This is a genomic window from Mesorhizobium sp. M6A.T.Ce.TU.016.01.1.1, from assembly GCF_003997065.1.
Taxonomy (GTDB): Bacteria; Pseudomonadota; Alphaproteobacteria; order Rhizobiales; family Rhizobiaceae; genus Mesorhizobium; species Mesorhizobium mediterraneum.
In genome coordinates this window covers 26,848-39,268 of record NZ_RZTJ01000015.1, presented here as the reverse complement: position 1 = coordinate 39,268, position 12,421 = coordinate 26,848, and the positions used below count along the sequence as shown (strand labels likewise).

Sequence of the window (12,421 nt, the reverse complement as noted above, 5' to 3'; positions counted from 1 at the left end):
AACTTGTGACCCCGTTCGGCGAAAAGCTTCGCGCGTTGCGAAGCGAGCGCGGCGTCAGTCAAAAGGCCATGGCCGAGGCGATCGGCGTCAGCGCCGCCTATTTGTCGGCGCTGGAGCATGGCCGTCGCGGCGCGCCGACCTGGACGCTGATCCAGAAGATCATCGGCTATTTCAATGTCATATGGGACGATGCGGAAGAACTCGCGCGGCTGGCCGAGACCTCGCACCCGCGGGTGAAGCTCGATACGTCAGGGCTCAGCCCGGCCGCCACCGAGCTTGCCAATCTGCTGGCCGAAAACATCGAAAAACTCGACGAAGCCGAGCTTCGCCGCATCACCGCATCGATCCGTGCGGCGCTGAAGCAGCCGAAGTGATCGCCTGCTACTGGACCGCGCCGACCAGAACCTGCTGGCCATCACGGATCGAGACCCAGCGGCCGGTATTGTCGATCGCCTGCCGCTTGAGGAAGCGGTAGCCGGTCCGGTCCCACGCGCGGACCTTTCCGTCCAGATTGTCGAGGATGTAGTCGCCCTTGCTCGTGCGCACCGTCAGCACTGCATGGCCCTCGCCGTCGGGCTTGCGCACCACGGTCATCAGAAGATCGGCGTAGGACACGCCCATGCGGTTCAATTCGCGGCGCTTCTCCAGGACATAGTCCTCACAGTCGCCAACACCCTTGACCGGATAGGCCCAGACCTCGTCCTTGCCGTAGATGTCGAAGTCGCTTATCGGCTTGACGGCGGCGTTGACCCTGGCGTTGACGCTGAGCATCTTGCGCCAGAGCGAGCCGGTCATGGTGGCGGGGGCGAGATTGCCCGGGCGGATCGAGCATTCGGCCGGATTGGTCTTGCAGAAATCGTAATGGCCGATCGGCTGCGATGTCGGGCCGCCGGTTGCCATTGGTCCGGCCGCCGAAGCCGCCGTCGACCAGCCTGCCGCAAGTACCAGCCCTGCGAGTGCGCACACGCGCACCTTTCTCGCCATTGGTGAGGAAATCATTGTCCCCCTCGTCCCTTGTTGTTAACGAAACGTTAAGGGCGATTCACAGTCCCGTCAATTATACGAACGGCCAGATTTGCGACATGGTTACCGGCACGGCCGAAAGCGCGGCTATTGTGCAACAGGTCGATTTGAGCGGCTGCTACCATCCGGGCCTCATAAGCTACATTCTTACTTTTTGGCGGTGCGGACCAGCTTCGGCTTCACTGCAACGCGGGTCTGGCGGCCATAGCTGGTGATGAAGTCGACGATGCGCGGCACGATTTCGGAGCGGAAGCGCGAACCGTTGAAGACGCCGTAATGGCCGACCGCCGGCTGCATGTAATGAGCGTGCCTGTCCGCGGGGATGTTGACGCAGAGGTCGTGTGCGGCCTGGGTCTGGCCGAGGCCGGAAATGTCGTCGTTCTCGCCCTCGACGGTGAACAGGGCGACATTGCGGATCGCTGAGGGATCGACGGCCACGCCGCGATGCGTCATTTCGCCCTTGGGCAGAGCGTGGCGGACAAACACGGTATCGACCGTCTGCAGGTAGAACTCCGCCGTCAGATCCATCACCGCCATATATTCGTCGTAGAAGTCGCGGTGCTTCTCGGCATTGTCGCCATCATGCTTCACCAGATGCATGAAGAAGTCCTTGTGGGCGATGATATGGCGGTCGAGATTCATGCTCATGAAGCCCGAAAGCTGCAGGAAGCCGGGATAGACGTCACGGCCGAAGCCCGGCACCGGCCACGGCGCCTGCATGACGACGTTGTCGCGGAACCAGTCGATGCCCTTTTCCTCGGCCAGAAGATTGACCGCGGTCGGATCGCGGCGGGTGTCGATCGGCCCGCCCATCAGCGTCATCGTCGACGGAACGAACGGATCGCCGCGCGTTTCCATCAGCGCCACCGCCGCCAGCACCGGCACCGAAGGCTGGCACACCGCCATGACATGGGTGTCGGGCCCTAGGGCATGCAGCATGTCGACGATGTAGTCGATATAGTCGTCAAGGTCGAAGCTGCCGTCGCTGAGCGGCACCATGCGGGCGTCCACCCAGTCGGTGATGTGCACGTCGGCATGGGGCAGCATCGCCTCGACCGTGCCGCGCAGCAGCGTCGCATAATGGCCCGACATCGGCGCCACGATCAGCAGCTTCGGATCAGGCCGGCGGTCGGCGGGAACCGCCCGCTCGAAACGGAGCAGATTGCAGAACGGCCGCGACCACACCGTCTTTTCGGTGACGTCGACGCTTTTCCAGTCGACCACGGTCTTGGTCAGGCCGAATTGCGGCTTGCTGTAGCGGCGCGTCGTGCGCTCGAACAATTCGGCCGTTGCCGCGACGGAGCGGCCCCAGGACGTGTGCGTTAATGGATTGAGCGGGTTGGTGTAGAGCATCCGCACCGCATCGGCATAGAGGCGGGCCGGCTGCAGGGCGGCGTGGTTCAATTCGTAGAACTGGTAGAACATCGAGAACCCCGCTGCTGCGACCAAAGGGACGACGGGCAGCGCCGAGCCTTAGATGTCTCGCGCGGACGTTAGCAACAAATTGCTGCGATGCAATACGTCAAGTGGCCTGATTTATGCTCATCCTTTCGTCCAAGGCCTTGAAAATCGGCTTTGAACGGCGAGAGCCGGCTTATTGTGCGACTGCGAAAGCCGCCGGGGAGAGCATGGGCAATCGCTTCAGGTTTGTGGCCATCCGGCCTTGAGGCCGGACAGCATATCTCAGACGCGTGGCGTCACACGCGGGCCGTGCACACGGAGGTATGGCCCGAGCTGATGAAGCCGAGCCGGCTGGCGGCGCCCTTCGACAGGTCGATCACGCGCCCCTTGATGAACGGGCCGCGGTCATTGATGCGCACGACGACGCTGCGGCCGTTGTTGCGGTTGGTGACCTTCAGCTTGGTGCCAAAAGGCAAGGTGCGGTGCGCGGCGGTCAGCGCCGACGGGTTCATCCGCTCGCCCGAAGCGGTCTTCGAGTGCAGCGCGTACCAGGAGGCGCGGCCGCATTGAGCGGCGGCAGGGGAGGTGGATGCGCCGACCATCAGGCCAGCCGCGATCGTCGCCGCGACAAGCGCAGTCTGTTTGTTTTTGTTCATGTTTGGGAATGTCTCCGTTGACAGACCCAAGCCGTTGGAGGCGAATAAGGCAGGAAATGCGGCAAAGGCCCGGCAGTTCCGTGGCAGCGGCACACGTTTGGAGTCGGCGCGAAACAGTCTGTCAGAGTTTTCTGCTGGCTGGTTGCGAGTCTTCGATGATCTTCGCGCTGATCTTCGAGATGTCTTCAGCAAGATCAGACGTTAAGATGCAAGGTAGGGTGAGCGCCATTGGATCGCTTCCTTTCGCTTTGTCATTCGCGGCCATGGCTGAATTGACGATCGACTTGAGAAGGAAATTCCGGCGATGAGATTGATCAAGAATCTGCTGGCGTTGTTGGTGCTCGCCATTGGTGCGCTCTGGTCGCTCCAAGGCATCGGCCTCGTCGGCGGCAGCTTCATGACCGGCCAGTCGCAATGGCTCTATATCGGCATCGTCGCCATGTTGGTCGGGCTGGCGGGATTGGTGTGGGCGAATCGTTCGCGCGGTTGACCCAATGCATGGCGCTCAAGCAAGCCTTGGGCTTGGACCGGGGTGCGCAGCGGTTTGTTGCAGGGACCAGACCAGATGGCGCGGGAGCCGGGTCGCGCGCTATTCACTGTGACCAATACTGCCAGGCCCAGTAGAAGCTTTCGTCGCGCGGCGGCAGACGGCTGCGCTCGGCGTTCCATTGCACGGGGACTGGCGATCTGGGCTCGTCCTCGGCCGCCTGACTGTCCCTGGCCTGGATCAGGCGAAGCCGGCTGCCAAGAAAGGCAAACAGCGTTGCGGTGGAATGGTCCATCACTGTCTCTCCTTTGCTCACTCCCGTCCTGCCCATGGAACGAGCGCGCGCTCGAGCCTGCGGATGATGAATTCGAGCACGAAGGCGATGGCAGCGATCGCCAGGATGCCCATCACCACCACGTCGGTGACGAGGAACTGGGCGGCCGACTGGATCATGAAGCCAAGCCCGCGCGTTGCCGCCACCAGCTCGGCGGCGACCAAGGTCGACCAGCCGGCGCCAAGCGCGATGCGCAGGCCGGTCAGGATTGAGGGCAGGGCGCTGGGCAGGATCACATGCCGTATGACCTGCGCCCGCGTCGCGCCAAGCGAACGGGCCGCGTTGACGCGTTCCTGCGAGACGCCGCGAACGCCCGAAGCCGTCGACAGCGCGACCGGCGCCAGCATGGCGATGGCGATCACCAGGATCTTTGACGGCTCGCCGATGCCGAACCAGATGATGACCAGCGGCAGATAGGCGAGCGGCGGGATCGGCCGCAGGAATTCCAGCAGCGGATCGAAGATGCCCCGACCTATCACGCTGGTGCCGATGGCCAACCCAACGGGGACGCCGACGATGATGGCCGCGACCAGCGCCGCGAACACGCGGCCCAGGCTGGCGACGATATGCTGGACGAGCGTCGCGTCCACAAAACCGTCGCGGACGACGGCAATGAATTTGATCCAGACGGCGGCAGGCGACGGTAGAAAGACCGGCGACACAAGTTGCAGGCGAGCCGACAGCGCCCATGCCGCCAGCACGGCCAGAATGGTGACAGCGCTGACCACGCGCGCCGAAACCCGGCCCCGTTTTGGCCGCTGCCGCGACCACGGCACCGACAAGGCGTCGGTCTCGTCGGCCTTGGCGTCGGCGTTGGTAATTGGCCGTTCCGTGTAGGAGGAGACGGTCATGCCGCCTCTCCCTCGAAGATCGCGTCGGTCAGCTCGCCGCGGGACGCCGCGAAGGCCGGATCGGCCTTGATGGCGCGGATGGGCTCGCCGGCCGCATAGCGCCGGCTGAAGCCGGTTTCGAACGTCCGCACCACCCGGCCCGGCCCGGGCGCCAGCACCACGATGCGGGTGGCGAGCACCAGCGCTTCCTCTATGCCATGCGTGACCATCAGCACGCCGACATGGCTTGCGGTCCACAGATCGAGCAGCGTCGTCTGCATGCGCTCGCGCGTCAGCGCGTCGAGCGCGCCCAGCGGCTCGTCGAGCAGCAGGAATTGCGGTTCGGCGGCGAGTGCCCGGGCCAGCCCGACGCGCTGGCGCATGCCGCCGGAAAGCTCCCAGATATGCTTGTCGCCGGCGCCGTCGAGCTTCACCAGCCTGAGCAGCTCGTCGGCGCGCCGTGTCCGCTCAGCTGGCAGTGCGCCGCGCAGCCTGAGAGCAAAGGCGACATTCTCCCGTGCGGTCAGCCACGGAAACAGCGCGTCGTTCTGGAACACGACGGCCCGGTCCGAGCCGGGCGCGGTGATCGGCCTGCCGCCGATCGTGGCGCTGCCGCGCACCGGCTCGACCAGGCCGGCGGCAACATTGAGCAGCGAGGTCTTGCCGCAGCCGGAGCGGCCGACCAGAACGACGAAGTCGTGCTTGGCGACATCGATCGACACGCGCTCGACGGCCGGCTGGCCGTCATAGTGAACCGAGACTTTATCGAGCACGAGATGCGTCATGTGGCCTCGCAGAACCCTTTGAAGAGAATCCGCCTGCCCCGGGCGCTTAAAGCGGCTCCGGGGCAGGCAGCACGCGGCGTCAGGGAGGAGAACCGCGCGCGTTCTTTTCCGGAACCAACGGTTCCGGACTCATGCACTCAGTTCGAGGCAAGCGCCTCGCTGACATATTTCGACGACACATATTTCGAATAGTCGGGCAGCACGGCGTCGACCTTGCCCTGCTCCTTGAGGAAGGCCGACGTCGCCTCCACAGCCTTGACCGTGCCGCCGCCGAGGAACTTGTCCGAGGCCTGCTCTCCGAGCGTCGGGAAGACATAGCCCTTGAGCAGCAGCGGCACGTCGTCCAGCTTGGCGCCGGTGAGCTTGGCGATCTTTGCCGCTTGTGGCGACGACACCGACCAGGCGTCCGGCTTGGCCAGGAACTCGGCATAGGCCGCACCCGTCACCTTGACGAAGTCGCGCACCGCTTCCGGATTCTTCTCGGCGAAATCGGTGCGCACGATCCAGGCGTCGAAGGTCGGCGCGCCCCAGGCGGCGACCTGTGAGGAGTCCACCACAACCTTGCCGGACGTCTTGATCTGGCCGAGCGCCGGATCCCAGACATAGGCCGCGTCGATGTCGCCGCGCGCCCAGGCCGCCGCGATCTCCGGCGGCCTGAGATTGAGGATTTCGACCGACTTCGGATCGACGCCCTCATGCTTCAGCGCGGCAAGCAGGCTGTAATGCGTGGTCGAGACGAAAGGCACGGCCACTTTCTTGCCGGCGAGGTCGGCGACCTTTTCGATGCCGGCGCCGTTGCGGGCGACAAGGGCCTCGGATTCACCGATCAGGCCGACGATGAAAATGGTCTGGATCGGAAGCTCGCGGCTGGCCGCGGCAGCCAGCGGGCTCGACCCCACATAGCCGATGTCGACCGAACCGGAAGCGACGGCGGCGATCACATCGGCGCCGGAGTCGAATTTCCGCCAGTCGATGGCCGCCTTGGTCGTGCTCTCGTAGACGCCGTCTGCCTGCGGCACTTTCGAGGGCTCGACCACCGTCTGGTAGCCGATGGTGATCTTGAGGTCTTGCGCCTGGGCCGGGCCGAGGAAGGCGGCGCCCGCAAGGGCTGCCGACGACAGGAGAACGATGCGTCGTGAAATGGTGGACATGAAAGGCTCCTTGAAAAGAGAAAACCGGACTGCCTTTCATAGTCATCTAATTCTATCGTTCTTGTAGAGTTAAATCCTTCCAACGGCGAAGGGTTTGGTGGAAAAAAGCTATCGGCGACGGACTGGCGAGCGGATAGAGCGGCTGCGGCGGGCCGGTTGCTACAGGTGGCACTAAAACCTTGGAGCTTGGTCGAAGCCATTACGCTGCTGGGTGCGACCGGCCGTAATCGGGGTGAACTTCAATTCCCGATCCAGCGTCGGTCCGGTAAATCCATACTTCAAACAAGCAATAAATTGGAACCTCATTCCCTGTCTTCGCGTGTAACTATAGTATTCTTATCGACTTAGGGAGTTGACGAGATGAGCGACCATACCCACCGTGCTCCGGCGATCGCTCGTGGCATCGGCCCACATGCTCCGATGCATGCGAGCCGTGTTTCTGTGTCCTCGGCGTCACAAGCCTGGCCCAAATTCGCTGCCACGGCTTGAAAACCAAGCAAAATCAACAGCAACTGGCTTGTATATCATGTCACTAGAAATTATGTGTCATACAAGCTTGGCCGCGGTGGGGACCCACGCCAGGCGTTTCACAACCGGTGGCCCTGCGCCATCGCACGACAGAGAAACGTTCGGTCTATGCTCACAAAAAAGGGCAAGTACGGCCTCAAGGCGCTCGTGCATCTTGCGCGGCTGCCGGTTGGACAGCTCGCCTTCGTTGGCGATATCGCCACCGGAAACAACATTCCAAAGAAGTTTCTTGACGCCATCCTCGGCGAATTGCGCAATGCCGGTTTCGTCCAGAGCCGCAAGGGCAAGGAGGGTGGCTATCGCTTGGCGCGGCCGGCGGATGAAATCAAGATCGGCCATGTCGTGCGCGTGCTCGACGGGCCGCTGGCCCCCATTCCCTGCGCCAGCCGCACCCGGTATCAGCGCTGTGAAGACTGTAACGAGGCAACATGCCAAGTCCGACATCTGATGCTGGAGGTCCGGCAAGCGATCGCCGAGGTGCTGGATCAGCGCAGCCTCGCCGAGATGCGCGATATCGCCAGCGACGAAGACCTTTCGGTTGCGTTGGAAATCCAGGCCTGAGCCAACAAAGCCTGAGCCAGCAACGCTGGAACCATTGGCTCCTGAGGCAATTGGTGCGCGCATGACCAGTCGCGCAAATTCGATCGTCCCAAATTCGATCATTATCGTCGGTGGCGGCGCCAGCGGCGTCGTCCTTGCCGCGCATCTGTTGAAGTCGCCCAATCCCGATCTCCGCGTCACGCTGATCGAAAAGCGCCCGCATTTCGGCCAGGGCATCGCCTATTCCACGCTGCTGTCGGCGCATGTGCTGAATGTCAGCGCGGCCGGCATGAGCGCCTATGCCGACGACCCCGGCAATTTCTGGCGCTGGCTGCTCGAACGCGGCCTGGCAACCCCGGAGCAGGCGCCGGTCTACGCGCCGCGCAGTGTCTATGCCCGCTATCTGAAGGAGCTGCTGGACGAGCTTGAGGCCCGCGAGACGGGGCGCCTTCGCCTGATCCGCGAGGAGAGCCTGTCGATCTCGCCGACCGCATCCGGGGTCGAGGTGGCGCTGGCCAACGGCACCAGCGTCGTCGCCCACCTTGCCGTGCTGGCGACCGGACATGACGAGGAGCCGGGCGCCGGCCAGGGCCACGCGATCAGGATGGGATCGGAAGCCGACACCGCGCTGGACCCCGAGGCCCGAGTCCTGGTGCTGGGCACCGGCTTGAGCATGGTCGATGCGTTCCTGTCGCTCGAACAGCGCGGCCATCGCGGCGATATCGTCGCGGTGTCACGGCGCGGCCTGCTGCCTTCGCCGCACCGCAAGGGCAACCCGATCAAGCTCGACGTTGCCGATATTCCGCTCGGCACCCAGCTCTCCTATTTCGTCGGCTGGTTCCGCGACCTGATCCGGGAAAACCAGAAAGCCGGCATCGACTGGCGCGATGTCGTCGATGGCCTGAGGCCCTTCAACCAGAAAATCTGGCAGAACTGGCCGTCCTCGGCCAAGCGCCGCTTTGTCGAGCACACCAAGGCATGGTGGGACATCCACCGCCATCGCATGGCGCCGGAAGTCTACGGCCGTGTCACCGAGGCGGTTCAAAAGGGACGCATCCGGCTTGTCGCCGGGCGCGTCGTCGACATCACGGCGGGCGACGAATTCACAGTGCAGGTCCAGTCCCGACACACGCAGCGTCTCGAAACGTTCGAAATCGCCCGCATCTACGATTGCAGCGGGATCGCCAGGGACATCTCGACCACCTCGAACAGCGTGGTGCGGTCGCTGGTCGACCGCGGGCTGGCCCGGCCGGATCCGCTGCGCCTTGGCCTCGACGTATCAGACAATTGCGAGGTCATCGCCGGCGACGGCACTGTATCGGCCAAGATACTGGCGGTCGGCCCGCTGACACGCGGCACCTTCTTCGAGATCGACGCCATTCCAGATATTCGCGTCCAATGCGCGCGGCTGGGGAAGCGGTTGCTGGGTTAGGGCTGTGGGTCGGCGCTCTACGGCGCCCCCCTCTGTCCTGCCGGACGTCTCCCCCACAAGGAGGGAGATCGGCAGCTTCGCTGACCGCGCCATTCTTTCAACGTTTGAGATTGGCGAAACCGATTGCGACATCCAATCTCCCCCCTCGAGGGGGGAGATGGCCGGCAGGCCAGAGGGGGGCGCTGTCCCGGAGCCTTTTGCGAGCGGCCCACACCTCCAGCCGTGGAATCCCATTCCTCGTCTGGCCAATGGATTGGCACGATCTATCTTCTTTCAGACTGCAAACGGCTGGAAAAGAGGATAGGCTGACAGCCTGCCCAAGGCGGTCGCTTGACCATGGAGCATCTGATATGAGCAAGCATAAGATCGTGGCACGGGACGATGAACTGTCCCGCCTGCGTCCGCCCTATGCATCGGTTCTCGATCTGATCGGGCAGACGCCGGTCGTCGAGCTGACCAAATTCGATATCGGCAAGTGCCGGCTGTTCATCAAGCTTGAAAGCCAGAATCCCGGCGGCTCGATCAAGGACCGCATCGCGCTGTCGATGATTGCCGCCGCCGAAAAACAGGGCAAGCTGAAGCGCGGGGGCACCATCGTCGAGGCGACCGCCGGCAACACCGGTCTCGGCCTCGCGCAGGTCGGCATCCCCAAGGGCTACCGCATCATCCTCGTCGTGCCCGACAAGATGTCGCGCGAGAAAATCCAGCATCTGCGCGCGCTCGGCGCCGAAGTGCGCATGACCCGTTCCGATGTCGGCAAGGGTCACGCGGAATACTATCAGGACATGGCCGAAAAGATCGCCGCCGAGCTGCCCGGCGCCTTCTATGCCAACCAGTTCGCCAATCCCGCCAATCCGCTGGCCCACGAAACCACGACCGGCCCGGAAATCTTTCAACAGCTCGATGGTGACGTCGATGCGGTGGTCGTCGGCGTCGGCTCGGGCGGCACGCTGACCGGGCTTGGCCGCTATTTCGCTGAGGTCTCGCCGAAAACCGAGATGATTCTCGCCGATCCGGTCGGCTCGGTGCTGGCGCCGCTGATCAAGACCGGCAAGATGACAGAGGCCGGAAGCTGGACCGTGGAAGGCATCGGCGAGGATTTCGTCCCGCCCAATGCCGATCTGTCGCTGGTCAAAAAGGCCTACTCGATCACCGACAAGCAGAGCATGCTGGCGGTCCGCGACCTGCTTTCCAGGGAAGGCATCCTCGCCGGCTCGTCGTCCGGCACGCTGCTTTCGACCGCCCTTCGCTATTGCCGCGAGCAGACCGTGCCGAAGCGCGTCGTCACCTTCGTCTGCGACAGCGGCAACAAATATCTGTCGAAAGTGTTCGACGATTTCTGGCTGGCCGAGCAGGGCCTTGCCGAGCAGGAGCAGCATGGCGATCTGCGCGATCTGGTGATGCGCTCGCACCGCACTGGCGACACCGTGTTTGTCGGCCCCGACGAAAGCCTGCTCAACGCCTATGGCCGCATGCGCCGTTCGGATGTCTCGCAATTGCCGGTGCTGGATGAGGGCAAGCTCGTCGGTATCGTCGACGAAAGCGATATCCTCGCCCACGTCGAAGGCCCCTATGACAGCCGCTGGGACCGCTTCAAAGCCCCTGTGCGCACGGCGATGACCTCCACCCTGCACACGCTGCAGGCCAGCCAGACGCTCGACGCGCTGCTGCCGGTCTTCGATCGCAACGAAGTCGCCATCGTCTTCGACGGCGACGAGTTCATCGGGCTGATAACCCGCATCGACCTGATCAACCATCTGAGGCGCGCCCGATGACCATCAAAGCAACCGTATCGGGCAGGAACCGTCTGGCCTTCTCGACGCGCACGATCCATGGCGGCCAGAGCCACGACCCGACGACCGGCGCGGTGATGGTGCCGATCTATGCGACCTCGACCTATGGCCAGCAGAGCCCGGGCGTGCACAAGGGCTTTGAATATGCGCGCAGCCAGAATCCGACCCGCTTCGCCTTCGAGCGCGCGGTGGCCGACCTCGAAAGTGGCACAGCCGCCTTCGCCTTCGCTTCGGGGCTGGCGGCTATCGCCACCATTTTCGAGCTGCTCGATTCCGGCGCGCATGTCGTCGCCACCGACGACATCTATGGCGGCACCTTCCGGCTGCTGGAGCGGGTGCGCAAACGCTCGGCAAACCTGCAGGTGGACTTCGTCGACTTCACCGATCTTGCGACGGTCGAGGCGGCGATCCGCCCGGAAACCAAAATGCTCTGGGTCGAGACGCCGACCAACCCGCTGCTGCGTGTCGTCGACCTCGAAGCGGTGGCCGCACTGGCCAAGCGCAGGGGCGTGCTCTCGATCGCCGACAACACCTTTTGCAGCCCCTATCTGCAACGGCCGCTGGAACTCGGCATCGACATATCAGTCCACTCAACGACCAAATACCTCAATGGCCATTCCGACATGGTCGGCGGCGTCGCCGTGGTCGGCGACAACAAGGATCTCGCCGACCAGCTGAAGTTTCTGCAGAACGCCATCGGCGCCATATCCGGGCCGTTCGACAGCTTTCTGGCGCTGCGCGGTCTCAAGACGCTGGCGCTGAGGATGGAGCGCCATTCGTCGAACGGCCAGAAGATCGCGCACTGGCTGGAAAGCCGCCCCGACATCCGCCGGGTCATCTATCCCGGCCTCCCCAGCCATCCGCAGCACGCCATCGCCAAGCGGCAGATGCACGCTTTCGGCGGCATGATAACGGTCGAGCTCGACCGCGACCTCGCCGGCACAAAACGCTTCCTCGAGCACACGCAACTGTTCACGCTGGCCGAAAGCCTCGGCGGCGTCGAAAGCCTGATCGAGCACCCGGCGCTGATGACGCACGGCTCCATCCCGGCGCAAAAACGCGCCGAGATCGGGATTTCCGATTCGCTGGTGCGGTTGTCCGCTGGGATCGAGGATGGCGATGATCTGATTGCGGATTTGGATCAGGCGCTGGCGAGCTGAGGGCAGCAACAAGAACCTTGCGAGACGTCGGCGGGACAGTGCCCCCCTCTGCCCTACCGGGCATCTCCCCCACGAGGGGGGAGATTGGCCGTCATCTTGCGCTTTCGCCAACCCCCAACGCTGAAACACGGACGGGACGGCGAAGCTGCCGATCTCCCCCCTTGTGGGGGAGATGTCCGGCAGGACAGAGGGGGCGTGAAGGATCGCCAACGAGCGGCGCTTGTTCTGCATCTTGTGTCTTACATTCAATTCCGTTGACCTTGGCGCCATCTGGCAGAATTGTAGCTTCTTGATCCACCTT

Annotated in this window: 13 protein-coding genes; 6 read left to right on the top strand and 7 right to left on the bottom strand. The window is 63.5% G+C overall.

What is annotated here, in order from left to right; translation table 11 throughout:
• The first annotated feature begins 5 nt into the window (after positions 1-5).
• The gene (locus tag EOC94_RS23565; RefSeq protein WP_095485104.1) at positions 6-374 is read left to right on the top strand and encodes a helix-turn-helix transcriptional regulator; all 369 of its coding nucleotides are present in this window, start codon (positions 6-8) and stop codon (positions 372-374) included.
• 7 nt (positions 375-381) lie between these two features.
• Here the strand turns inward: EOC94_RS23565 and EOC94_RS23560 are convergent, their stop codons facing one another.
• The 3 genes from EOC94_RS23560 to EOC94_RS23550 form a co-directional block, all read right to left on the bottom strand.
• Positions 382-999, bottom strand: a complete 618-nt coding sequence (locus EOC94_RS23560; RefSeq protein ID WP_127293811.1) for a transglutaminase-like cysteine peptidase — start codon at positions 997-999, stop codon at positions 382-384.
• Positions 1,000-1,170: 171 nt separating this feature from the next.
• Positions 1,171-2,448 carry a polyhydroxyalkanoate depolymerase gene (locus EOC94_RS23555; RefSeq protein ID WP_127293809.1) on the bottom strand — a complete coding sequence of 426 codons (1,278 nt, stop codon included), beginning with the start codon at positions 2,446-2,448 and terminating at the stop codon, positions 1,171-1,173.
• Positions 2,449-2,720: 272 nt separating this feature from the next.
• Positions 2,721-3,080 carry a septal ring lytic transglycosylase RlpA family protein gene (locus EOC94_RS23550; RefSeq protein WP_127293807.1) on the bottom strand — a complete coding sequence of 120 codons (360 nt, stop codon included), beginning with the start codon at positions 3,078-3,080 and terminating at the stop codon, positions 2,721-2,723.
• A gap of 304 nt (positions 3,081-3,384) precedes the next feature.
• On the opposite strand from EOC94_RS23550, the gene EOC94_RS34170 reads away from it, so the two are divergent.
• The gene (locus EOC94_RS34170) at positions 3,385-3,570 is read left to right on the top strand and encodes a hypothetical protein (RefSeq protein ID WP_164547073.1); all 186 of its coding nucleotides are present in this window, start codon (positions 3,385-3,387) and stop codon (positions 3,568-3,570) included.
• 103 nt (positions 3,571-3,673) lie between these two features.
• Here EOC94_RS34170 and EOC94_RS23540 read toward each other — a convergent pair whose 3' ends face one another.
• The 4 genes from EOC94_RS23540 to tauA all read right to left on the bottom strand — a co-directional run bounded on the left by EOC94_RS23540 (position 3,674) and on the right by tauA (position 6,667).
• Entirely contained in the window at positions 3,674-3,862 is a 189-nt protein-coding gene (locus tag EOC94_RS23540; protein ID WP_127293805.1) for a hypothetical protein, read from the bottom strand.
• A 17-nt stretch (positions 3,863-3,879) separates the two neighbouring features.
• Complete coding sequence (locus EOC94_RS23535) at positions 3,880-4,752, bottom strand: ABC transporter permease subunit (protein WP_127293803.1); 873 nt, start codon at positions 4,750-4,752, stop codon at positions 3,880-3,882.
• Positions 4,749-5,516 (bottom strand): taurine ABC transporter ATP-binding protein, encoded by a 768-nt coding sequence (locus tag EOC94_RS23530; RefSeq protein WP_095484767.1) that lies wholly within the window; start codon positions 5,514-5,516, stop codon positions 4,749-4,751. Before EOC94_RS23530 ends, EOC94_RS23535 begins: the two co-directional genes overlap by 4 nt.
• Positions 5,517-5,653: 137 nt before the next feature.
• Positions 5,654-6,667, bottom strand: a complete 1,014-nt coding sequence (gene tauA / locus EOC94_RS23525) for a taurine ABC transporter substrate-binding protein (RefSeq protein ID WP_127293801.1) — start codon at positions 6,665-6,667, stop codon at positions 5,654-5,656.
• 636 nt (positions 6,668-7,303) lie between these two features.
• Between tauA and EOC94_RS23520 the strand changes: the two genes are divergently transcribed.
• The 4 genes from EOC94_RS23520 to EOC94_RS23500 all read left to right on the top strand — a co-directional run bounded on the left by EOC94_RS23520 (position 7,304) and on the right by EOC94_RS23500 (position 12,120).
• Positions 7,304-7,756 (top strand): Rrf2 family transcriptional regulator, encoded by a 453-nt coding sequence (locus EOC94_RS23520; protein WP_095484765.1) that lies wholly within the window; start codon positions 7,304-7,306, stop codon positions 7,754-7,756.
• A gap of 61 nt (positions 7,757-7,817) precedes the next feature.
• On the top strand, positions 7,818-9,167 hold the full coding sequence (locus EOC94_RS23515) for an FAD/NAD(P)-binding protein (RefSeq protein WP_126104243.1): 1,350 nt from the start codon (positions 7,818-7,820) through the stop codon (positions 9,165-9,167).
• Positions 9,168-9,517: 350 nt separating this feature from the next.
• Positions 9,518-10,942, top strand: a complete 1,425-nt coding sequence (locus tag EOC94_RS23505; RefSeq protein WP_095484762.1) for a pyridoxal-phosphate dependent enzyme — start codon at positions 9,518-9,520, stop codon at positions 10,940-10,942.
• Positions 10,939-12,120, top strand: coding sequence for a cystathionine gamma-synthase (locus tag EOC94_RS23500; protein ID WP_127293799.1), 1,182 nt, complete (start codon positions 10,939-10,941; stop codon positions 12,118-12,120). Before EOC94_RS23505 ends, EOC94_RS23500 begins: the two co-directional genes overlap by 4 nt.
• The last annotated feature ends 301 nt before the right edge of the window (positions 12,121-12,421 follow it).